The 23399-nt window shown below is 38.4% G+C and carries 21 protein-coding genes and 1 rRNA gene; 14 read left to right on the top strand and 8 right to left on the bottom strand.

What is annotated here, in order from left to right; translation table 11 throughout:
• Nucleotides 1-14 precede the first annotated feature (14 nt).
• Nucleotides 15-126 (top strand): 5S ribosomal RNA (rrf, locus tag H8S90_RS01805).
• Between the two features lie 88 nt (nt 127-214).
• Here rrf and H8S90_RS01800 read toward each other — a convergent pair.
• Nucleotides 215-601, bottom strand: a complete 387-nt coding sequence (locus tag H8S90_RS01800; protein WP_187340923.1) for an SRPBCC domain-containing protein — start codon at nt 599-601, stop codon at nt 215-217.
• Nucleotides 602-686: 85 nt separating this feature from the next.
• Nucleotides 687-1298 carry a hypothetical protein gene (locus H8S90_RS01795; protein WP_187340922.1) on the bottom strand — a complete coding sequence of 204 codons (612 nt, stop codon included), beginning with the start codon at nt 1296-1298 and terminating at the stop codon, nt 687-689.
• A 541-nt stretch (nt 1299-1839) separates the two neighbouring features.
• Here H8S90_RS01795 and H8S90_RS01790 point away from each other — a divergent pair.
• Nucleotides 1840-3048 (top strand): porin, encoded by a 1209-nt coding sequence (locus H8S90_RS01790; RefSeq protein ID WP_255501765.1) that lies wholly within the window; start codon nt 1840-1842, stop codon nt 3046-3048.
• Between the two features lie 86 nt (nt 3049-3134).
• Here H8S90_RS01790 and pruA read toward each other — a convergent pair whose 3' ends face one another.
• Complete coding sequence (gene pruA, locus H8S90_RS01785) at nt 3135-4769, bottom strand: L-glutamate gamma-semialdehyde dehydrogenase (RefSeq protein WP_187340921.1); 1635 nt, start codon at nt 4767-4769, stop codon at nt 3135-3137.
• A 120-nt stretch (nt 4770-4889) separates the two neighbouring features.
• On the opposite strand from pruA, the gene lpxK reads away from it, so the two are divergent.
• The 5 genes from lpxK (at nt 4890) to H8S90_RS01760 (ending at nt 9978) form a co-directional block, all read left to right on the top strand.
• Nucleotides 4890-5933 carry a tetraacyldisaccharide 4'-kinase gene (gene lpxK / locus H8S90_RS01780; RefSeq protein WP_187340920.1) on the top strand — a complete coding sequence of 348 codons (1044 nt, stop codon included), beginning with the start codon at nt 4890-4892 and terminating at the stop codon, nt 5931-5933.
• Between the two features lie 21 nt (nt 5934-5954).
• Entirely contained in the window at nt 5955-6770 is an 816-nt protein-coding gene (locus H8S90_RS01775) for a purine-nucleoside phosphorylase (protein WP_187340919.1), read from the top strand.
• Nucleotides 6770-8809, top strand: a complete 2040-nt coding sequence (locus H8S90_RS01770; protein ID WP_187340918.1) for a putative porin — start codon at nt 6770-6772, stop codon at nt 8807-8809. The genes H8S90_RS01775 and H8S90_RS01770 overlap by 1 nt, the downstream gene beginning before the upstream one ends.
• Before the next feature lie 282 nt (nt 8810-9091).
• Nucleotides 9092-9529: a peptidylprolyl isomerase gene (locus H8S90_RS01765; RefSeq protein ID WP_187340917.1), complete on the top strand. Its 438-nt coding sequence runs from the start codon at nt 9092-9094 to the stop codon at nt 9527-9529.
• Nucleotides 9530-9555: 26 nt separating this feature from the next.
• The gene (locus H8S90_RS01760) at nt 9556-9978 is read left to right on the top strand and encodes a DUF5606 domain-containing protein (RefSeq protein ID WP_187340916.1); all 423 of its coding nucleotides are present in this window, start codon (nt 9556-9558) and stop codon (nt 9976-9978) included.
• A gap of 303 nt (nt 9979-10281) precedes the next feature.
• On the opposite strand, the gene rlmH is transcribed toward H8S90_RS01760, so the two are convergent.
• The gene (gene rlmH, locus H8S90_RS01755; protein ID WP_187340915.1) at nt 10282-10755 is read right to left on the bottom strand and encodes a 23S rRNA (pseudouridine(1915)-N(3))-methyltransferase RlmH; all 474 of its coding nucleotides are present in this window, start codon (nt 10753-10755) and stop codon (nt 10282-10284) included.
• A 365-nt stretch (nt 10756-11120) separates the two neighbouring features.
• Here rlmH and H8S90_RS01750 point away from each other — a divergent pair, with 365 nt between their 5' ends.
• The 7 genes from H8S90_RS01750 (at nt 11121) to fabG (ending at nt 19667) form a co-directional block, all read left to right on the top strand.
• The gene (locus tag H8S90_RS01750) at nt 11121-12038 is read left to right on the top strand and encodes a DUF3078 domain-containing protein (protein ID WP_187340914.1); all 918 of its coding nucleotides are present in this window, start codon (nt 11121-11123) and stop codon (nt 12036-12038) included.
• Nucleotides 12039-12171: 133 nt separating this feature from the next.
• The gene (locus tag H8S90_RS01745; protein ID WP_187340913.1) at nt 12172-13986 is read left to right on the top strand and encodes a DNA mismatch repair protein MutS; all 1815 of its coding nucleotides are present in this window, start codon (nt 12172-12174) and stop codon (nt 13984-13986) included.
• A gap of 409 nt (nt 13987-14395) precedes the next feature.
• Complete coding sequence (locus H8S90_RS01740) at nt 14396-15367, top strand: ribonucleoside-diphosphate reductase small subunit (protein ID WP_187340912.1); 972 nt, start codon at nt 14396-14398, stop codon at nt 15365-15367.
• 71 nt (nt 15368-15438) lie between these two features.
• Nucleotides 15439-17817, top strand: a complete 2379-nt coding sequence (locus H8S90_RS01735; protein ID WP_187340911.1) for a ribonucleoside-diphosphate reductase subunit alpha — start codon at nt 15439-15441, stop codon at nt 17815-17817.
• 124 nt (nt 17818-17941) lie between these two features.
• Complete coding sequence (locus H8S90_RS01730; RefSeq protein ID WP_187340910.1) at nt 17942-18151, top strand: cysteine-rich CWC family protein; 210 nt, start codon at nt 17942-17944, stop codon at nt 18149-18151.
• A gap of 6 nt (nt 18152-18157) precedes the next feature.
• On the top strand, nt 18158-18544 hold the full coding sequence (locus tag H8S90_RS01725) for an acyl-CoA thioesterase (protein ID WP_187340909.1): 387 nt from the start codon (nt 18158-18160) through the stop codon (nt 18542-18544).
• A 379-nt stretch (nt 18545-18923) separates the two neighbouring features.
• Nucleotides 18924-19667: a 3-oxoacyl-[acyl-carrier-protein] reductase gene (gene fabG, locus H8S90_RS01720; protein ID WP_187340908.1), complete on the top strand. Its 744-nt coding sequence runs from the start codon at nt 18924-18926 to the stop codon at nt 19665-19667.
• Between the two features lie 67 nt (nt 19668-19734).
• Here fabG and H8S90_RS01715 read toward each other — a convergent pair whose 3' ends face one another.
• The 4 genes from H8S90_RS01715 to H8S90_RS01700 form a co-directional block, all read right to left on the bottom strand.
• Nucleotides 19735-20028 (bottom strand): septum formation initiator family protein, encoded by a 294-nt coding sequence (locus tag H8S90_RS01715; protein ID WP_187340907.1) that lies wholly within the window; start codon nt 20026-20028, stop codon nt 19735-19737.
• Nucleotides 20029-20146: 118 nt separating this feature from the next.
• Nucleotides 20147-21439: a phosphopyruvate hydratase gene (eno, locus tag H8S90_RS01710; protein WP_187340906.1), complete on the bottom strand. Its 1293-nt coding sequence runs from the start codon at nt 21437-21439 to the stop codon at nt 20147-20149.
• A 130-nt stretch (nt 21440-21569) separates the two neighbouring features.
• Nucleotides 21570-22670, bottom strand: a complete 1101-nt coding sequence (gene carA, locus H8S90_RS01705) for a glutamine-hydrolyzing carbamoyl-phosphate synthase small subunit (RefSeq protein WP_187340905.1) — start codon at nt 22668-22670, stop codon at nt 21570-21572.
• A 224-nt stretch (nt 22671-22894) separates the two neighbouring features.
• A complete protein-coding gene (locus tag H8S90_RS01700; RefSeq protein WP_187340904.1) occupies nt 22895-23323 on the bottom strand; it encodes a Dabb family protein in 429 nt (142 codons plus the stop codon).
• Nucleotides 23324-23399: the final 76 nt, after the last annotated feature.

Genomic DNA, 23399 nt, shown 5'->3' with positions numbered 1-23399 from the left:
TCTATATAAGGTATTCAGGTGCCTATATCGGCGGTGTCCACCTCTTTCCATCCCGAACAGAGCAGTTAAGCCCGCCAGAGCCGATGGTACTGCGGTAACACGTGGGAGAGTAGGTCGGTGCCCATTTTCACAGCCCCGCTGCACTGCAGCGGGGCTTTTTGCGTTAACGGGCCCCCGGTACCCTGACGTTCCCTCCCCCCGGGGCAGGGGCCCCTCATTCCCCCGCGGAAAAGAAACCGGCCAGGGAGGCCATATAGACCCGGTCCCATCCGTGGGCGATGTCACCGTGGTCCCCGACGGGTATGTTCGTGTGCGTCAGCTCCAGTGAAGTTCCTTTTTTATGTGGATGCAATTTTATTGTAACGATAGAATCTTCTTGTTGTTCTCCAAAATACCATTGCTGTACAATGACTTTATCTTGAGAAAAACGGATGTTTCGGCCACTTATGCTACCGTCCCATAAAGAAAATTCACTCCCCTCATCGGTGCTCATAATCGCTTCTTCTCCAGTCCACAAACGAATAGCTTGTTCCTTGGTAAGCGCTAAATATACCTCTTCTGGCGGTGCCGGTATGATATAGTATTTTTTAAAATCTTTCATTTGATATTAGTATTTTTTGAGATAATAATATTGATAAAAAAAAGCTACCATTGGTAGCTTGGCTTAATATTAAATACATCGTCACTTAGAAGATACTTTCAATGAAATAGAGCAATTCTCGATGGGCTTCTTTGTAGGCCTCGAAAAGGGCCTTTTTTGCTGTTAGCGCACCACCTATATTGGGTCTTGAAACAATGTTCGCAATATCTCTTGTGAGTGTTTTGAGCTCGTTTGTTCGATAGTCTTCTATAACTACATGAAAACCTGCCACGGAGTTCCATTTATTTTTCGGTAATGCACCCCAATTGAAATTTCCTCCGGCATTGCCTATTGCGGTAGACACATCGTTGCCAGAAGCAGAATGGTAAGCTGATACACCTATACGTACTGTGATTTTTTCCTTTTGAGCCTCTGCGCGGTACTGATTTGTATCTAGGATATTAATTATAGCAGCAGGGTAATTGGTAACGATTGTATTGGCCACGATGTCTAATAAGTCTTGTGAACTACATTCGACACGCGTACTGTCTGTTATTATTCTAGCATCGGAAAGCACTATATTGATATTTAGTCCTTTTAATTTATCGTTATTAGGGGTTAATTCTGCCGAAGGAGGGCACCACACAAATATTTTTTGCGCAACGGCTTGCTGCAAAGAAAATATTAAGACACCTAATAATAAAGCTTTTTTTATCATCTCAAGTATTTGGTTGATTCATTAAAATATCTGCTAAAATAACTTTTATAAAGGTAATATTCGCTATTTTTTTATCAGGAGTTACAAAAATTTTTCAAGCTTTCCGCACTTCATGTCATTTTTTGCAAGGGTTTCGTTACATCAAACAAAACAGTGTTTATAATAGCAATCTAAAGCTGGTAATCTCATATTACATCTCAGTTTTTCAATGCGCTGTTTTTTAGTTTGGACTGTTGTCGCAAAGTTACGATCCATAACATCTATGCTTGGTATCGTTGAGTTGGAGCAAATTTTCTAAAATGGGCTTTTTGCCTGACGCGGGGAAAATAGATATACTCGATAGTGGCGATTCTGCTATTATGTAATTTAATTATTTGTTTTACAGCGGGCTGTTGTGATTTATGGGCAACTGCAGAAACTATTCGTAATATGAAAACTGTATTGCGTTAATGTTAGATCGTTGTAAACAATAAAATCATTAATGTTAAGTTAATATTAACTTAACATATTGTCTATATTTTCGTAACCGTTATTTAAGTTTATGATGAAATCAACACGATTAATAGGTTATGTTTGTTTAGTCTTTTTTTTTCTTTTTACAAAAAAGGCTTTCGGGCAGCGGGAACGGGACGAATTTGCGACGCTAAAGAACTTTAAAGGTTTACAGTTTAAATCGGCGGATTCAACTATCTATATGAATTTCCGGTTTAGAATGCAGAATCGCTTGGGCGCATATACTACCGAAGGTGATGGACTAGCTATACGGGAATTTGATGCACGCGTGAGACGTTTGCGCATGCGGGTGGATGGTTATTTATATTCGCCGAAATTTTCTTACACCATCCAACTTGCGTTTACACGTGGCGATCAAGATTTTGATGATACGGGCGTAGCTAACATAGTAAGAGATGCTGTTGTCTTTTACAACTTCACGCCGAATTTTTATGTGGCATTTGGATTAAATAAGCTTCCAGGAAATAGACAGCGCGTTAATTCATCCGGTCAGCTACAGTTCGCGGATCGTTCGATAGTAAATGCGGCGATGAATATTGACCGTGATTTTGGTGTTAAAGCATATTATAAAGGCTTAATTGGTGACGCTGTATATCATGTAAAAGGTGCTATTACCACTGGGGAAGGAAGGGTGGCAAATAATACTGATGAAGGACTGGCATATACCGGTCGCTTGGAATTTCTGCCATTTGGCGATTTTAAAGACGATGGAGATTATTCAGAAGGTGACTTGATGAGAGAGGAAAGACCGAAATTAGCGGTAGGTGGTGGTTATAGTAGAAATGTTGGTACTACTAGAAGTGGTGGTCAAATTGGATTTTATCTTTACTCACCTGTAACGCTAGGGACCTATTTTACAGATGCTATTTTTAAATATAACGGTTGGGCCTATCAGATAGAATATCTTAAAAGGAATGTAGATCATGTCTTCCTCTACAATGAAGAAGGTGATATGCAATATGTGTTTAATGGTCAGGGTCTGAATCAACAGTTATCTTACCTGTTTAAGAACAACTATGAAATCGCCGGACGTTATTCGTGGCTGGAACCAGGAAGAAACATACGGTCCTTACAACAGGAAACAGAAGTGGTGGAACTGGGGCTTACGAAATACCTTCATGCACACCGAATTAAACTTCAATTGAACGTGAATTATCATACAAAAGAGGGAATTTATGCTTTAGAGGGAGCGTCGAGCCGTTGGGGAGGCGTTTTTCAAGTAGAATTGGGAATATAGCATTAATATACTATTGTAGTATATATGACTATGACGCAAACAAAGGGGGCAACAGCCCCCTTGTTCATAAGTATATTATAGATTCTCTATTCCTGTTCTAGAAAAGGGTATCGATAGTCAGTCGCTGCATTAAATGTTTCTTTGATGGTGCGAGGAGATACCCATCGCAGTAAGTTGATCATAGAACCAGCTTTATCATTTGTTCCTGAACCTCTTGCCCCACCGAAAGGTTGCTGACCCACTACTGCACCTGTACACTTGTCGTTTATATAAAAATTACCAGCGGCATTTTTTAGAAAGGATGTAGCTTGTGCTATCGCATACCTATCTTGAGCGATAACAGCACCTGTTAATGCATAAATGGATGTACGATCTACCAGTTCTAACGTCTCCTCCCATTGGTTATCCTCATAAACATATACGGTTAGAACAGGACCAAATAACTCTTCTGTCATAGTCACATAATCAGCTTTTTTAGCTAAGATGACAGTTGGATGTATAAAATACCCTTTGCTTTTATCATAATTTCCGCCGATAATAACCTCTGCATCCTCGTCCGCTTTTGCTTGATCGATCGCCTTGGCTAACTTGTCAAATGATTTTTCGTCTATTACTGCATTAATGAAATTGCTAAAATCTTCTGTAGGGCCAATTTTGAAAGACTGGATATCTTCGGTCATCATCTCCTTTAATTGTTGCCATAATGACTTTGGAATGTAAACGCGTGAAGCCGCCGAACATTTTTGGCCTTGGAATTCAAAGGCTCCTCGTACAATAGCTGTGTTGGCCACCTTGACATCTGCAGAGGGATGAACCAATATAAAATCCTTACCACCAGTTTCACCCACTATACGTGGATAGCTTTTATATTTATGAATGTTATTACCTATCGTTTTCCAGATATCTTGGAATACAGCAGTTGAACCTGTGAAATGAATACCTGCAAAATCGGGGTGGTTGAATATTACTTCACCGGCATCCGGGCCTGAAACATAGATTAGATTAATTACGCCGTCAGGTAACCCTGCTTCGCGGAATATTTCCATTAATACATTGGCAGAATAGATTTGTGTATTGGACGGTTTCCAAACTACCACATTTCCCATCATCGCGACGCAACTTGGTAAGTTGCCGGCAATCGCGGTAAAATTGAAGGGTGTAAGCGCAAAAACAAATCCTTCTAAAGGCCGTTGCTCCAACCTGTTCCAAACGCCGCTTGGAGAAACGGGAGGTTGCTGCGCATATATCTCCGTCATGTATTTTACATTGAATCGTAAGAAATCAACGATTTCACACGCCGAGTCTATTTCTGCCTGGAATGCATTTTTTGATTGTCCAAGCATTGTGGCCGCATTTAATTTATATCTATATTTTCCGGCAATAAGATCCGCTGCTTTTAAAAAAATGGCTGCACGCTCTTCCCAAGGGAGGTTTTCCCAATTATTCTTAGCGTCTAGAGCTGCCTTAATAGCTGCTTCAACATGCTGTTTTTCACCTTTGTGGTAATAAGCTAGAAGATGTTTATGATTGTGGGGGGGGTGTATTTCACCTTTATTGCCGGTTCGGATCTCTTCTCCTCCGATGTACATTGGGATATCTAATTCCTGTGCACTGGCAGATTGTAGTGCTTGTTGTAACAATGCGCGCTCTTTGCTTCCAGGAGCATAAGAATAAACGGGTTCGTTTATGGGAGTCGGGACATTAAAAAATCCTTTTAACATAGTATAAAATTTGTTTTTAAAAAATATGCAACAAAGTTACCAAAACATAGATAGCTGTGCAATTGAAACAGGTATTTTAACAGTATGTTTAGTACCTTTGTTACCTTGACTAGAATTCGAATGAAATTACTGCGACTCTTGCTTTTACCTTTGTCTTTTCTCTACGGAATTGTCTTATCTATTAGGCATTATCTGTATGATAAAGGGGGCTTTAAGAGCGTTTTTTTTGACGGGAAGGTGATCGTTATAGGTAACCTGATAGTGGGGGGAGCAGGTAAGAGTCCAATGACGGAATATCTCATCCGTTTGTTGTCTAAAAAATATCATGTAGCTACATTAAGTAGAGGTTACGGGAGGCGTACAAAGGGTTTTTTTCTTGTTGATATAGAAAGTCTAGCAGCTAATGTTGGAGATGAACCATTACAATTCAAGCGAAAATTCCCGCAGCTTACGGTAGCTGTTTGCGAAAACAGGGTGGATGGTGTAAAAGAATTATTGAAGAATCACCAGGTTGTATTGTTAGACGATGCTTATCAACACAGGAGTTTGAAGCCGGGAATAAGTATTTTATTGTTTGACTATCCTAGCCTTTATAACCATAAGTTGTTATTGCCAGCAGGAAATTATAGGGATCTTTTTTCTAGGAGGAATAATGCTGATATTATTGTAATAACGAAAAGTCCAGAAAAATTGACAGTAGAGGATAAGCAAAGCGCAATAAATATGTTGAGATTAGAAAAGTATAAGCCCATATATTTTTCGTATTTGGTATATGGGCAACTTATAGGCTTGCTAGATAATAACGCAACGGAGTTGCTCGATTTGAAACCACGAATGACGGTCCTTACAGGTATTGCTAACCCAACCCCTTTTATAGCGTATTTACAATCAAAAGGAGAAGTTGTACAAACTCATGTCTATCCAGATCACTATCGGTTTACAAAAAAAGATATTGTGTATGTGACTCGAAAGGCGGCTGATTGCGATGAACAGACGATTATAGTTACCACTGAAAAAGATGCCATGAGATTGCTGGATCCTAAGTTGATAACCTTATTGTCGAATATTCCTATTTATTACCTCCCTGTGGAGGTAGCTTTTCATAGTCAAGAGTCGTTTGATAAATCGGTAATGAATTATATAGCCAACATAGGTAATGAATAAAATAAATATATCATATTAAGTATGTACGGAACTTTGACTGAAACAGTAAACTTTATTCAGCAAAAGATAGGTGGGTTTAAACCTACCGTTGGTATTATTTTAGGAACCGGCTTGGGAGGATTGGTTAGTGATATAGAGGTTGCGCATCAATTGATGTATTCTCATATACCGAACTTTCCTGTTTCAACGCTGGAGTTTCATTCGGGAAAATTAATTTTTGGTTTACTTAATGGGAAGCCAGTTGTAGCTATGCAGGGAAGGTTACATTATTATGAAGGGTATAGCATGCAGGAAATTACGTTTCCCGTTCGCGTATTAAAGCTTTTAGGCATCGAGAAACTGTTTGTGTCAAATGCTTCAGGATCATTAAATCCTGCGGTCAAAAAGGGTGACCTGTTATTTATTGATGATCATATTAACCTGTTACCAGATAATCCACTAAGGGGAGCGAACGATGAAGAATTGGGGCCACGGTTTCCGGATATGAGTAGGCCATACGATAGCAAAATGATCGAACAGGCAGTAAAAATTGCTCAAGAACATAACATTGTTGCCCACAGTGGCGTTTATGTTTCGGCGCCTGGCCCGAACTTAGAAACTAGAGCAGAATATAAATATATGCGAATTATAGGTGGAGACGTAGTTGGAATGAGTACAGTTCCGGAAGTGATCGTCGCTAATCATATGGGACTGTCGGTTTTTGCGGTTTCAGTAGTAACAGACGAAGGTTTTCATGAAGATTTAGAACCTGTTGCAATAGCCGACATTATTTCCGTAGCCAGAGCCGCAGAACCAAAGATGACCGTTATTCTAAAAGAATTAATAGCTTTGCCGTAATGATCAAGCAGTTGCGAAACCTTTTGGTGCTTTTATTTTTATGCGCTATTAGTACTTCCTCATTCGGACAGGAGGAGGAAGAATGGGGAGCTGATTTGGATTCTTTACGACAGGCAGAAGAAGCGCAGCAGGACTCTATTATCTATAACGCATCTTATATCCGTTATACTACACTCGACCTTCTAAAGCAGGGGACATTTACAGTGCCTATTGATACGACGCTTAAAGGTTTTCAATACTATAATCCACAGAATCAGCCCCGTAACCCGAGTATTAATAATGGAAACTACGGGTTGGCTACGCGAGATTTGTTATTCAATCCTTCTACGGATATAGGGTTTAGGACTGGTTTCAGAGCAATGGAACGATACCTTTTAAAACCTGATTCAGTTAGATATTATCGAGCCAGAGCGCCCTATTCTGAATTATATTTCGTGACCGGTGATCAGGTATTTAGTGCAAAAATTGGCCAGAATATTAAACCTAATTGGAGTTTTGGAGCTAATTTTGATGCCTCCTTAGCTAGAGGTTTTTACCAAAATCAGCGGTATAATGACATACAACCAGCTGTATATACGTGGTATGAGTCACCAAACAACCGATATAATTTGGTTTCTAATTTAGTGTTTAATACGCTTATTGCGACAGAAAATGGTTCGGTTGTTCAGGATGATTTATTTATAAATCCGCCCGAAAATCCAAATCCAGAAGCTCAACAAGTTCGATTACGCCAACAACGGGAAGAACGACCTCGCAATACCTGGACAGATCATTCTTTCTTTTTAAGACAAAGCATGTTTATTGGTCGATTAGATACACTCAATAGAGGAACCCAAGAGCAGCAGATACTTCCAACGATTGCGGTAGCACATAGTTTAAAGTTAAATCGTCAAAAATTCAAATTTTATAAAAATGAAGAGGATGCTAATGGCGCTTTCCCATTTAGTGAATCTTCTCTTACTCGCGATTCTAGTGTTCTAACGACTATTTCCAACGATTTCACCTATAGTTTCTCTTTGAGAGGAAAGTCGAACTCTTTAATAAAAAATGAAGTTAAATTAGATGTAGGCATACAGCATGACCTCTTTTTCTTCAAGCAGGGACGGGATACATTAGGATTAAATGATAGTGAAACGGCTACTGACATGTCTTTTCAAAACATCACTTTAAAAGGAGGTTTGCGTTATAGGTTTAGTGATCGAGTAGATATATTGGGTGATTTAAAGCAAATTATTGTTGGTAGGAATTTTGGTGATTTCCACTATGGTGCTCAAGCGAATGTACTGTATAGCAATACTGTTGGACGATTGGTGTTAGCTGGCTATTTTCAAAACCAGACACCTGAGCATGTCTATGAGTCTGTGAACTACACGTATCATAAGTGGGATAACGAGTTAAGTAAAATAAAAACTACTAATTTATCTGCAACTTACGAAAACCCCCGATTTAGATTTTCAGCGAAAGCGGAATATTTTCTGGTAAATAATTACACTTATTTTAAGGAGATCGATAACGAAAACTATGACCCCAACCTTTTTAGGCAGATCGAGGCCGCTCAGCTGGAAAGTCCGATAAATGTGCTTAAATTTACATTAGGGAAAGATTTTACGTTTTTCGGGAAATGGCATTTTGACAACTACGTAGTTTATCAAAAGTCAGATTTTAACAATGTTTTATTAACTCCGGAGCTCTATACCTGGCATAGTTTCTATTATAACACAAACGTGGTAAAGGTGATCAACTTAAATGCAGGCTTCGATGTGAGGTTTAATACGCCTTTTGTGGCGCCGTCTTACGCAATTAACATAGGTCAGTTTTATTTGCCATATTATGATGGAACAGACGTTCAGCCTATTGAGTTCTCGACCTATCCGATAGTAGATGTTTGGGTTACAGCGACTTTGAAACGAACAAATTTTTTTCTGCGTTATGATTATGCCAATCAAGGGCTCTTCTCAAAAGGCTATTATACGGTGAGGCGCTACCCAATGGCTCCAGCTAGCCTTAGGTTTGGATTGAGCTGGAAATTTTACGACTAGGGGCCCCCTTTTCTTTTTTCCCGCAAAAAGACGCAAACCGAGCGAAGCAAGCTCATGAACACCTCTAAAAGCGGCACAAGTGAATAAAACTCGTTGCTGTACCTAGCAGATGATGCGATAATGTCTCCCAATGCAATTGCAGCTAGCTCATGCAGTATTCATATTCAAGCAAAACGGAAGGGCTTCACAAATCGCATGTTAAACGCGTTGCCTGTAGCATTATCACTTTTCGTTTTAAAACAAAAACCAAATGATTACCTTTGCCGATTAATTTGAATGATTATGAGCAAAGCAGTTATAAAAACAGAAAAGGGTGATATGACCGTGCAGTTTTATGATAAGGATACACCTGGGCACGTCGCTAATTTTATAAAACTTTCAAAATCGGGTTTTTACAATGGTACGGTGTTTCATCGTGTTATACCTGATTTTGTAATACAGGGAGGAGATCCCACGGGTACCGGTGCTGGTGGACCTGGCTACGCTATTGATTGTGAATTAGATGGAGATAATCAGTATCATGACCGAGGCGTGCTATCGATGGCTCATAGAGGCAGGAATACAGGAGGATCACAATTTTTTATTTGCCATAGCCGTAACAATACTGCCCACCTTGACCGACATCATACCTGCTTCGGCAAAGTTGTTGAAAACCTAGAAGTAATTGACAACATCAAGCAGGGCGATAAGATTCTGAGTATAGAGATTGTAGAAGAATAATTAACATCCATTATAGTAGAGCGTCAATGAATTTAAGAGGAATAGTGTCCGTTACAGGAAAACCGGGATTGTTTAAATTGGTTGGACAAAATAAATCGGGATTTATTTTAGAAAGCCTTGATGAAAAGAAAATAAAGACTGTTGTCAATATATCGACCGCTAAAATGGCCTCGTTGGAAGATATTACGATTTTTGGTGACGATGGTGATATTAGGCTTTTGGATATACTAGAAAAAATGAAGGCAGTTTCATCCCTGCCAGACGTTAAAAAGGATAAGGGAGAAAGGCTGCGAGCGTTTTTTAGAGAAGTAGCACCAGCGCATGATGAAGAACGCGTTTATACCTCTGATATTAAAAAAATTATCAGTTGGTACGGAATTTTAAAAGGATTTCCTTTATTTGAAGAGGCCGCTCCTACACCTATTGGCGAAGAAACAAAAGAAACCTAAGTTTTATCGGTACTTGGGAAAATCGCCGGGTATGCTTGTTTTGAAGGCGCTTAACCAAAGTTAGGCTAAGCGTTCTTCATAAAAAAAAGATTATAATCGCGACGAATATTATGCCAATAACAATCATAAGCCATAAATTTTGACTTTCTTTACTGGTATTTGCTCCCTTGAAGCGGTACTTTCTTGTGCTTGGTAATTTCATCCTTGTTCTCCTAAGTTAAAAAAAGCTTTCTTATAAAAAAAGAGTTAACACGTCTATTTGTTTGATGCAATTTTATTGAAATTCCATAAAAGGGATAGCTATTATTCATGATGATAAGGTTCGCCTTTTAGAATACTCAGGGCTCTATATAGCTGCTCAATAAAAAATAGCCGAACCATTTGATGGGAAAAAGTCATTTTCGAGAGGGAAAGCTTCTGTGTAGTGTACTGATTTAATAATGTGTCAAAACCATAAGGCCCTCCTATAACAAAAACTAAATTTTGAGTGCTATTTATCATTTTTTTGTCAAGAAACTGAGCAAATTCTGTTGAACGGAAACTTTTCCCTTGTTCATCTAGAAGGATAAGCGTATCCGTCGGCTGAATGTGTTTGACAATCATTTTTGCCTCTTTAAGTTTCTGTTGGTCTTTTGTTAGGCCTTTCGTGTTTTTTACATCAGGGATAATAGCAAAATGGAAGTTAATGTAGTGTTTGAGTCTTTTAACATATTTTTCTATACCAGTACTGAGATAGGCTTCGTCTGTTTTTCCTACACAAAGGAGTGTTATTTTCATGAGAGTCTGGTTTGTTTTTTGGGTTCGTTTAGTTGCCAATATCGTATTGGTGTTATAAAACCATTGTCAAGGCAGTATTTCCGTTAGCGTGATCTATCTAGCATTTCGAAAAGAAATAGAAATTGCGACTGAATGTTGAATGATAGGCTTTATTTAATCAATGAATCCCATTTACCAAAAAAAGCTGAAACAAATATACTATTAAAACTATAATTACGTTTATATTTTTAACTTTGCGGAAATTTTATTGGCAAGTTGACCTGCTATTTCACTAAAAAGATGTGGATATCGGGTGTTAACAAAAGTTTAACCGAATAGCGTGATAACTGAATTTTGACAGCTATTCAAAAAATGCATTTATTCTTATGAAAAAGATTCTACTTATTAATTTTTTTGTGCTTTGCTTAGGTTTTTTTGTTAAAGCACAGGACGAAACTGCTGATTCTATTTGGAGCATGCATGGTCGAGATGAAGCTGCTGATTCTACCTGGAAGATACATGGTGAAAATACTTTTCTAATTAATCAAAGTTCGTTTACTAACTGGGCAGCTGGAGGGGTTAATGCACTTTCAGGTAATATACTGTTGAATTACGATTTTAATTACAAAAAAGAAAAATGGAGTTGGGATAACAAAGTTATCGCTGGGTTTGGACTAACTAGACAAGAGGAAACAGGGTGGCGTAAAAATGATGATAGGATAATATTAAATAGCTTATTGGGCTATCAGGCTGCACCTAAATGGTTGTACACTTTTTTCATGAACTTTAACACACAATTTACTGATGGGTTCAACTACGATGGAGACAATCCTAGACAGAAGATCTCTACAGCATTTGCGCCGGCCTACCTGAGTTTCGGACCTGGTTTTGCTTATAAGGAATCTGATAATTTCCGTTTTAATCTTTCTCCTGCCGCGCCTAGGTTTGTATTTGTGTTAGACGATTCTTTATCTAATCGAGGTGCATTCGGAGTTGATCCGGGAAAGAAAACCCGTTTTGAATTTGGTGCTTCTTTTGATGCCTATTACCGAGCAGATATTATGGAAAATGTAGGCATAGAAAATATTCTCCGTTTGTATTCCAACTATTTGGAAGATCCCCAGAATGTAGATGTGGATTATACCCTGAATGTTTTCATGAAAGTAAATCGTTTCATCTCGGTCAATGCTGGTGTGCAGATGATTTACGACGATAATACCGAACTGGTAAAGGATGATGGAAGAGAGGGACCAGGCTTGCAACTTAAACAGATTTTTGGAGCCGGGTTTACTTATAAATTTTAGATTTAAAACGATTTATTGCAAATCGTCACTGCTATTAAAACGCAGTCGAAAATCCCAAACGTTTTTATCGTTTGGGATTTTTTGTGCATTAATGCTTTTATAAGTAAAGGTTTAGCACTAACTTCGGATACTTATGCAACAATCTATAATTACCCGTTATCAGGAGAAGATACAGGAAACCAAACAGCAGATAAAACACCTTGAAAATGTAATTAACCGATATTCCATCGGCCGATTAGTATTGATTGTGGTGGGGGGGGGTGCTCTATTCCAAATTGTTCAATATGAAAATGTATGGTGGACATTAGTCGTGATTTTGCTGGTGTTATTGATGTTTTTTTTACTAGTTGCCAGGCAAAGCAAATTAACAAAAAGTCGTGAAGATCTGTTGGATGACAACGCCGTTGTTCAAAATGAATTGGACTTGATAGCTAATAAGAAGGGCTTATACGATATGGGTGTAAAGTTTGAACAGGATCAACACCCATATAGCGGTGATTTGGATATTTTTGGTAACCAATCGCTTTACCACAAAATAAACAGAAGTGCGACACCTTTGGGAGAGTCTACATTGGCTTCATGGCTTTCCACGGCCGCAACGGTAGAAGTGATAAAGAAAAGGCAGGAGGCGATAAAGGAGCTGGCAAATGATATTGAATGGTGCCAGCATTTTCAGGCAAGATTACTCTTTAATCTTAAGAAAGGACAGGACTATAAAAGCATTCTTGCCAATTATCTCCATAAGCCGATTTATAATATCGGCAATCGTTGGCTCAAGGGTTACGTTAGCTATTGTCCTTACTTAATCGGGCTATGTATAGCCGCGTCATTTTTCGTGAGCTTGATGGCTCAGGTTGTTATAACATTAATAATTATAAATATCCTTTTAGCAATGGGATTTGCCTCCAAAGTAAGTCTGATTGCAGGAGGTATAGGGAAAACTGGCAGCGTGTTGCAGAAATTTGGACGAGCTTTTCAATGCGTAGAAGACCGGCAGTGGGAAAGTATGCTGATTAAAGAAATGAGGTTGGCAAAAAATGGAACTGTGCATGAGCCGAAGTTTTCCGAATCGATTGCTGAGTTAGGGAATATCATTAATCGGCTCGACGCACGTTTGAATGTGATGATAGGAACGGTATTAAATGGCTTGTTCTTATGGGATTTTAAACAGGTTGATGCGATCAATGTATGGAGACTAAATCATGGTAGCAAAGTAATTTCTGCTTTTGATGATGTGGCCCAGCTAGAAGCTTTGATGAGCTTGGCGGTTTTATATGTCAATCACGAGCGTTGGACTTGGCCAGTTATCCTTACGGGTGAGAAACAACACTTAGTGCTAAAGGGGATGGGGCATCCATTAATTTCGTCGTCGTCGGTTGTGACCAATGATTATAATCCAGGCGGTCACAGAATTGCTTTAATTACCGGGTCGAACATGGCGGGTAAAAGTACTTTCCTGCGAACGGTGGGAATCAATATGGTCCTAGCGTTTTGTGGAGGACCGGTTTACGCTGAGTTTTGTGAGCTGACTGTAATGCATGTAATTACCTATATGCGGATAAAAGATTCGTTAAAGGAGAGTACTTCAACTTTTAAGGCAGAACTAAACCGGTTGGAAATGGTTCTTAAAGTGACGGCAAGAGAAGTGCATACCTTCTTTTTAATAGATGAGATGTTGAGAGGTACAAACTCCGTAGATAAGTATTTAGGCTCAAAAGCAGTGATCGAAACACTTATACAGCGCGGAGCGGTGGGCATGGTGGCTACCCATGATCTGCAACTTGCGGCATTAGAGGAAGCCCATAACGGATATTTGAAAAACTTTCATTTTGATATACAGGTTGTTGACGGAGAAATGCTTTTTGATTATAAATTAAAAGAAGGAGCCTGTAATATATTTAATGCTTCTATCTTACTCAAAAAAATCGGACTCCAGATAGACGTCTAATGTCTTTTGGCAGCCAAGTGCTTGAAGATATTTACATCGGTTGGTAGTCGTTGCATCTAAATGGTTTTGTTAATAACTCACAGTATGTGCAAAACTTCGTTTAGGGGTGAAGATTCGAACACTTATATTTGTTAGACATACAGGAAAGTTCTTTGATGCACTTACTTGCTTGTTAAATTTTTTCGAAAAATACTCCATATAAGGTGTTTGTTACATTTGTTTTTTTTAGCCGTTCCGCAATAGTCTAAAGTAAAGATCTTTTTGATCCAAGTGTAACCTAAGTTCAGGTTAAGTGAGTAGCAATCATTTTTTTAATTGTAATATAAGCAGTATTCGGAAAATTAAGTGTCAGAATCAGCCCTTGAGATATTTGTCTACTTTTAGTGTCAGTACATAAAAATGAATAATCATGAGTGAAGAAAACGAAGTATTGTTAAGAGAGAATAAAGACCGATTTGTTATCCTTCCCATAAACTATCCTGCTATTTGGGAAATGTACAAAAAGCATGAGGCAAGTTTCTGGACGGCGGAAGAGATAGATCTGTCAGGGGATCTAAAAGACTGGGCGAGTTTAAACGATGGCGAGCGACATTTTATTTCTCATGTGTTGGCTTTTTTTGCCGCCAGCGATGGTATTGTAAATGAAAATTTAGCTATTAATTTCATGAGTGAAGTTCAATTACCAGAAGCTAGGAGCTTTTATGGGTTTCAGATTGCAATGGAAAATATTCACTCTGAGACATATGCTTTGCTTATAGATACTTATATAAAAGATCCAGTAGAAAAGGATAGACTTTTCCACGCAATTGAAACGGTACCTTGTGTTAAAAAGAAGGCAGAATGGGCTCTTCGTTGGATTGAAAATGGAACGTTTGCCGAACGTTTAGTCGCTTTTGCCGCCGTTGAAGGTATTTTCTTTTCAGGTAGTTTTTGCTCTATTTTTTGGCTTAAAAAAAGAGGTTTAATGCCTGGGTTGACATTTAGCAATGAATTGATATCAAGGGATGAAGGCTTGCATTGCGAATTTGCGTGCTTACTATATAGCATGTTGGATAGTAAATTATCGAAAGAAAGAGTACAAGAAATTATTGTAGATGCTGTTGAAATAGAAAAAGAGTTTATTACTGAGGCATTGCCGGTAAAACTGATCGGAATGAACGCCGATCTCATGAAACAGTATATTGAATTTGTAGCTGATCGGTGGTTAGCGGAACTGGGGAATGATAAATATTATCACGCGGCTAACCCATTCGACTTTATGGAACTGATTTCTCTTCAAGGAAAGACCAATTTTTTTGAAAAACGGGTGGGCGATTACCAGAAAAGTGGCGTTACCGGAGAAAAGGGCAAAGCGAGTTTTTCTTTAGACGAGGATTTTTAACTTCGATATACAAGTGTTCTCTGGGAAGTAATGATAAAATAGGAAGGGTATTAATTTTAAAATATTAGCATATGTTCGTAATTAAACGTGATGGACGTTCAGAGTCCGTAAAATTTGATAAAATAACGGCTCGTATAGAAAAGTTGTGTTACGGTTTAAATCCGGATCTTGTAGATGCAATAGATGTTGCCCGAAAAGTAATAGAAGGATTATACGATGGTGTAACCACATCAGAGTTGGATAACCTTGCGGCGGAAACAGCAGCATCACTTACAACCAAACATCCAGATTATGCTTTGTTAGCTTCTCGTATTGCGGTTTCAAATTTGCATAAAAATACAGTTAAGTCTTTTTCTGAAACAATGACTTTATTGTATAACTATATCGACCCTAAAACAGCTAAGCCTGCTCCATTGGTAGCAGATGATGTATATGAGGTCATCCAAGCAAATGCAGAGCTATTGGATAGCCAAATTATATACGACCGGGATTTCAGTTTTGATTACTTTGGTTTCAAAACACTTGAAAAATCATATCTGCTGAAGCTTAATGGTAAAATCGCTGAGCGTCCACAGCATTTATTTATGCGCGTAGCGGTTGGGATTCATAAGCACGATATCGACAGTGTTATAAAAACTTACGATTTGCTTAGCGAACGTTGGTTTACACATGCAACCCCTACGTTATTTAATGCCGGTACGCCAAAACCCCAGATGTCGTCTTGCTTTCTACTCACTATGAAGGATGACAGCATTGAAGGCATTTACGACACCTTGAAGCAAACGGCAAAAATTTCCCAAAGTGCTGGAGGAATAGGGCTTAGTATACACAATGTACGGGCGACAGGAGCCTATATCAGCGGCACAAATGGTACGAGTAATGGTATTATCCCGATGTTAAGGGTGTTTAATGACACGGCGCGTTATGTTGATCAGGGAGGGGGAAAGCGCAAAGGGGCTTTTGCGGTTTATTTAGAACCCTGGCATGCCGATGTATATGATTTTATTGATCTGCGAAAGAATCATGGAAAAGAAGAGTTACGAGCACGGGACTTATTCCTGGCATTGTGGGTGTCCGACTTATTCATGAAGAGGGTAGAAGCGAATGCCGATTGGAGTCTGTTTTCTCCTGACGAAGCGCCGGGCCTAGCTGAGTGTCATGGAGAAGTTTTTGAAAAGTTATACGAACAATACGAAAACGAAGGAAGGGCTAGGAAAATAGTTAAGGCTCAAGATTTATGGTTTGCCATTTTAGATGCGCAGATTGAAACGGGTACTCCCTATCTGTTGTACAAAGACGCGGCGAATGGTAAGTCTAATCAACAGAACTTGGGAACGATTAAGAGTTCGAACCTATGTACTGAAATCATTGAGTATACTTCTCCTGATGAAGTAGCAGTATGTAATCTCGCTTCTTTAGCGTTGCCTCGATATGTAGAAAATGGTGAATTTGATCATAAAAAATTATACGATATTACTTATCAAGTAACCATTAATCTTAATCGTATTATTGATAATAACTATTATCCAGTGGACGAAGCGAAGAATTCAAACCTTCGCCACCGACCTGTAGGTTTAGGTGTACAGGGATTAGCAGATACTTTTATTCTCATGCGTATGCCGTTTGAGAGTGATGAAGCGAAGCAATTAAATAAGGAAATTTTTGAAACCATTTATTTTGCCGCCATGACTGCATCGAAAGACTTGGCAGTTCAAGAGGGCTATTATGAGAGTTTCAAAGGATCGCCTTTATCGGAAGGTAAATTCCAGTTTGATCTTTGGAACGTTAAGCCGGATAGCGGTCGATGGGATTGGGAAGCTTTGCGGAAAGACATCAAAAAGCATGGTGTTCGTAATTCTTTATTAGTCGCACCTATGCCTACTGCTTCTACATCGCAAATCCTGGGCAATAACGAATGTTTTGAGCCATATACGTCTAATATTTACACAAGAAGGGTGCTTAGCGGAGAATTTGTTATTGTTAACAAGCATTTATTACGCGATCTTGTTGAACTTGGTTTATGGAATAATGATATGAAGAACAGAATTATAGCTGCAAATGGTTCTATCCAAGATATACAAGAAGTTCCGGCAGATATTAAAGCGCTATATAAGACTGTTTGGGAAATTAAAATGCGTAATATTATTGATATGGCCGCCGACAGAGGGGCTTATATTTGCCAGTCGCAATCGCTCAATTTATTTGTGAATGCACCTAATACAGCGAAGCTTACGTCTATGCATTTTTATGCCTGGAGGAAGGGGCTTAAAACAGGTATGTATTATTTACGTACACAAGCAGCAACTCAGGCAGTCAAATTTACGGTGGAGAATCAGGCTGGTAAGAATATGGAACCTGTTATTCCTGCTAAAATTAAATCTGTAGCCGATGATATTCCAACTGGTGAGGTATGTACTATGGAAGAAGGTTGCATATCTTGTGGTTCGTAGGAGATCATTATTGGCGTCATTAAACTATTTTAATAGCCAGTAGTAACATAAACTACTGGCTTTTTTGTATTTTCGCCATTCTTTTACAAAGATATATTACAGAATATTAAAGCTAGAACGCTTTATGCACTATGTAAAACATGAGGTTATTACCTGCGAGCGTTGTGGCGCACAACTCGAGTGTAGGGCTAATGCATATAATAAATGCTCCTGTAGCACTGTGCCGCTTACTATCAATGAGATGCAGTACATTAGTGAACAGCACGATAATTGTTTATGCTGTAGTTGTCTCGAGGAGTTAAAAGAAGAATATAAACTAGCGCATAAACTATAAAAATATATGACTATTGAAGAGCGGATAGCGTTATCTACTACTAGCATTTTTAAAGCAGTTTTCCCTAATACAACTAACCATTACGATACACTCTACGGAGGAACAGCGATGGCATTAATGGATGAAGTGGCCTTTATCGCCGGTACTCGCTTTTGTAGAAAACGACTAGTAACTGTTTCCTCCGATCGTATTGATTTTACTAAGCCTATTCCGGCAGGGACTATTGTAGAACTTGTTGGTAAAGTTCTGAAAGTTGGCCGTACAAGTTTGAAAGTTGAAGTACTTATATTTGTTGAACAAATGTATGAAGAGGATCGGGAGTTGGCTATACGAGGCACTTTTACATTTGTAGCAATAGATGAACACAAAAACCCAATTCCTGTTCTAGATTAGTGTTTAAAGATAGTTTGGAAAGTTTATAAAGTGGGATATGGGTGCTTTCTCGATTAGGTATGGTAAATTATGCGCAAATGAATGGTATAAATGATGTTTCCAGTGAAAGAAATTTAGCGTTCATTTATCGGCAATACTCAAGAGAGAATCGATGGATGGTTCCTCATTCATAACCTTTAATTTTTACGCCTGCTAAGAATTCGAAACTCTTTTTCTTTTGAGTAGAAAGCAACATAAATTTTTTTTAAAAGAAGGGTTGAATAATAGCCAGACTTTTTCAATAAGAGATCAATTAGTAAATAAGTTAGTATCGACGTATTTAATTTTAAAGTTCTAAAGAATGTGTTATTTTTAAGCCTTAAAATATTATTCAAATAACATGAAATTACTAGAGGGAAAAACTGCACTCATAACGGGTGCCTCTAAGGGTATAGGAAAGAAAATAGCAGAGAAATTTGTTGAGCAGGGAGCGAATGTAGCCTTTACATACCTGGCTTCGGTAGAAAAAGGGCAGCAGTTGGAGCAAGCACTTCAGTCTTTTGGAACAAAAGTGAAAGGATATCGTTCTGACGCTTCAAAATTTGACGAGGCGGAGCAGTTAATTAATCGGATCGTTGAGGATTTTGGAGGCTTAGATATCGTAGTAAATAATGCGGGTATAACAAAAGATGGACTTTTGATGCGGATGACGGAACAAAATTGGGATGATGTGATCAACATTAACCTTAAATCAATATTTAATGTGACAAAAGCTGCTTCCAAAGTTATGATGAAAGCAAAGAAAGGGTCTATTATTAATATGAGTTCAGTTGTAGGAGTACAAGGAAATGCTGGGCAGGCTAACTATGCTGCCTCTAAAGCTGGGATCATTGGATTTTCGAAGTCTGTTGCAAAAGAACTAGGTTCTAGGAATATTCGCACAAACGTTATTGCTCCCGGATTCATACGCACGGAGATGACTGAAATATTGGATCCTAAAGTAGTCTCGGGTTGGGAAGCTAACATTCCGTTAAAAAGAGCAGGAGAAACGGAAGATGTTGCCAACGCATGTTTATTTTTAGCCTCTGATCTATCCTCTTATATTAACGGACAGGTATTGTCTGTGTGTGGAGGCATGTTGTAACTGCTAACACAATTGCAAACAGTAGATGTGATCGTCTCTGAGATTATTTTTTCGGAACTATAGGTGTTTACTGTTTGCTATCAACAATAATAAAAATATCTTCATTATCTTTTTTCATGAAATATTTTTCGCGAGCAAATTTTTGTAGTTGGGAAAAATTTGTAGTTAGTTCTTCAAGATCTGTTCTAATGGCAGCCGTTTCCTTAATATAAAACGCCTTTTCCTCTTTTAAATTTTTCAGCTGCGATTGATATTTATACTGAGAGGCGATGTCGTTTCTGTCAAAGAAAAGCATCCAGACAAGAAAAGCAATAGTAGCAATAATATATTTGTTTTTGGCAAAATTTAATAAATTTTTCATGTTCGTCTTAAAAAACGCAATATATAACTACAAACCTAAAATAAATTTCTCTGTAAACAAAATATCCTGCGAAATACAATCTTTTCGCAGGATATTTATATTTTTAGGAAACGTGCTTTTATTTGGCAAACTTGAAGGTCTTACCTAAAAATTTAGCATTTGTTCCTAATTCTTCTTCAATACGGAGAAGTTGATTGTACTTTGCCATTCTGTCGGATCTAGATGCAGATCCGGTCTTAATTTGGCCACAATTAAGAGCAACAGCTAAATCTGCAATCGTGTTATCCTCAGTTTCACCTGAACGGTGAGACATTACAGATGTGTACCCGTTAGTTTGTGCCAAAGAAACAGCATCAATAGTTTCGGTCAATGATCCAATTTGATTTACCTTTACTAAAATAGAGTTCGCCGTATCATCGTCAATGCCTTTTTGCAAACGCTTTACGTTTGTAACAAATAGGTCGTCCCCAACTAATTGAACGGTTTCTCCAATTTTATCAGTTAACAACTTCCAACCTTCCCAGTCATCTTCAGCCATTCCATCTTCAATAGATATGATAGGATATTTTTTGGTTAACTCGGTAAGATATTCAGCTTGTTCAGCGCTGGAACGAACAGCTCCTTTATCTCCTTCGAATTTACTATAGTCGTATTTACCGTCCTTATAAAACTCTGAGGATGCACAATCTAATGCTAAGCATATTTCATTTCCTGGCTTATAGCCTGCTTTTTCTATTGCTTTTAAGACCGTTTCAATGGCGTCTTCTGTGCCATCAAAAGCCGGAGCGAATCCTCCTTCGTCACCAACGGCTGTTGATAAATTTCTGTCGTGTAAGATTGATTTCAAGTTGTGAAACACTTCCGCCCCCCAACGAAGCGCCTCCGAGAAAGATGGAGCACCAACGGGCATAATCATAAACTCTTGAAATGCGATTGGTGCATCAGAGTGGGATCCGCCATTAATGATGTTCATCATTGGAATAGGTAAAGTATTAGCATTAACCCCACCTATATAACGATACAATGGTTGGCGACTTTCCTGCGCAGCAGCTTTAGCAACCGCTAAAGATACACCCAAAATGGCATTGGCCCCTAAGTTTCCTTTATTTTCTGTTCCATCGAGGTCAATCATTATTTTGTCTATCGCATTTTGTTCGAACACGTCAATGCCTTCCAAGGCCTTCGCTATTTTAGTGTTTACATTTTCTACAGCCTTTAAAACGCCCTTACCTAAATATTTAGATTTATCGCCATCGCGTAATTCTACTGCTTCATGCAAACCGGTAGAAGCTCCTGAAGGTACTGCGGCACGGCCAACAAAACCGTTTTCAGTGGTTACATCTACTTCGATTGTTGGATTTCCGCGCGAATCAAGTATCTGCCGCGCATGTACGTCAATAATTAAACTCATAGTTTTGAATAGTTTTTAATATGGGTTTGAACCAGCTTCGTGTGTTTTTTACACGAAGTCGGTTGCATGTTCAAATATATTCTTTTTCAGCCGAATAACAAAATAACATTTACTTTACTATGCTACACCATTACGCAACTAACATCTCGGTGAAATCATCAAAAAGATATCTCGAGTCGTGTGGTCCTGGAGATGATTCTGGGTGATATTGAACAGAAAATGCCTTTTTACCTTTTACTCTTATTCCTTCTATGGACTTATCATTAAGATTAATATGGGTAATTTCTACCTTTTCTGACTCTACGACATCTTGCGCTACCACACCGAACCCGTGGTTCTGACTAGTTATTTCACAACTATCAACTATAATATTTTTTACCGGATGGTTGATTCCTCTATGTCCATTAAACATTTTCTCGGTTCTAATGCCATTAGCTAAAGCTAGCAATTGATGCCCCAAACAAATTCCAAACAAAGGTTTATCTGCAGCTAATATTTTCTTTACCGTGTCGAGCGCATAAGGCATAGATGCGGGGTCGCCGGGACCATTAGATATGAAATATCCATCAGGCGTCCAATGTTCCATATCTTCAAAGCTTGTTTTTGCCGGAAAAACTTTTACATACACGTCGCGATCTGAGAAGTTACGTAATATATTTTTTTTAACGCCAAGGTCTAATACAGCGACTCTATAACGGGCATTTTCATTTCCAAAGTAGTAGGGCTGCTGTGTAGTGACTTTAGAGGATAATTCCAACCCCTCCATTGACGGGACTGAACGCAGTCTAGTTGTTAATTCTTCAACATCTAATGTTTCAGAAGAAATGATTGCGTTCATCGCTCCTTTATTTCGAATATGCCGTACGAGTGATCGAGTATCGATATCTGAAATACCAACTAAATTGCCGTCTTGAAAATAGGTCTGAATAGAAGTCTTGGCCTGCTTACGGCTAAAAGGAATGCTGTAATTTTTACAAACAAGACCTGCAATCTGTATATTATTAGATTCTATTTCTTCATCGGAAGTGCCATAGTTACCGATGTGGGCGTTGGTTGTCACCATGATTTGCCCGAAATAAGATGGGTCGGTGAATATTTCCTGATAACCTGTCATCCCAGTGTTAAAACAAATTTCTCCGGTAGTGGTGCCTATTTTACCGGCAGCTTTACCGTGATAAACTGTGCCATCTTCAAGAAGTAAAATTGCAGGCAGTTTGGTGTAATTACTCATTTTCTATATGCTGATTTTATGTTTTCTGTCGTCTAAGTTGTTGCAGTTCCTTATATAAAAAGAACGGCCTTGAAAGGCCGAATAATTATCTAAAAGAATAAAAAATATTGGGTGTCCCGAAAACGATTCGGTATTATAACTACATGGGGATATGAGATCGCTTACTCCAATTTTCACGAGGGACAAAGATAGGGAAAAAAATAATATTGCACAAAAAAAGACTGCTACTTTAGCTCAGAATCATGCACGACAACTTTTCCCCAATATTTACTATATTGATCTATAGCGTTAAGGTGAATAGGATGTGTACCGTACGTCTCTAGATCTTCCAAAGAATCGAAATACACAAGTAGATTATATGTAAAAGTATTGTCTACAACATCGCGTGCTGTACTGTTTACAGATTTTCCATAATGTAGCGACTTAACGTTGGGTACTTTTCTAAGTTCTTCAAAGAATCCCGAGAAACCATTTATCTGTTCCTCAGATAAATCATCTTTTAACCAGAATAAAACGTAGTGAGTAATCTGAGATTCATTAGTGCGATCACTAACTTCTTTTACAGGATTGCTGCAGGCCTGTGGAATGATGGTGGATATTCCAAGAATCGTTGCTGCGTTAGATGATTTTTTCAAAAAGTTGCGACGTTTCATTTGTTTCGTTTTATAGATAAGCAATTTAGGTATTTTTAGAATACGACAGTACAAATAATTAAATATTTATTGTGTT

Origin of the sequence: Olivibacter sp. SDN3 (genome assembly GCF_014334135.1) — a bacterium.
Taxonomy (GTDB): Bacteria; Bacteroidota; Bacteroidia; order Sphingobacteriales; family Sphingobacteriaceae; genus Olivibacter.
This window is presented reverse-complemented; position numbering and strand designations above follow the sequence as displayed.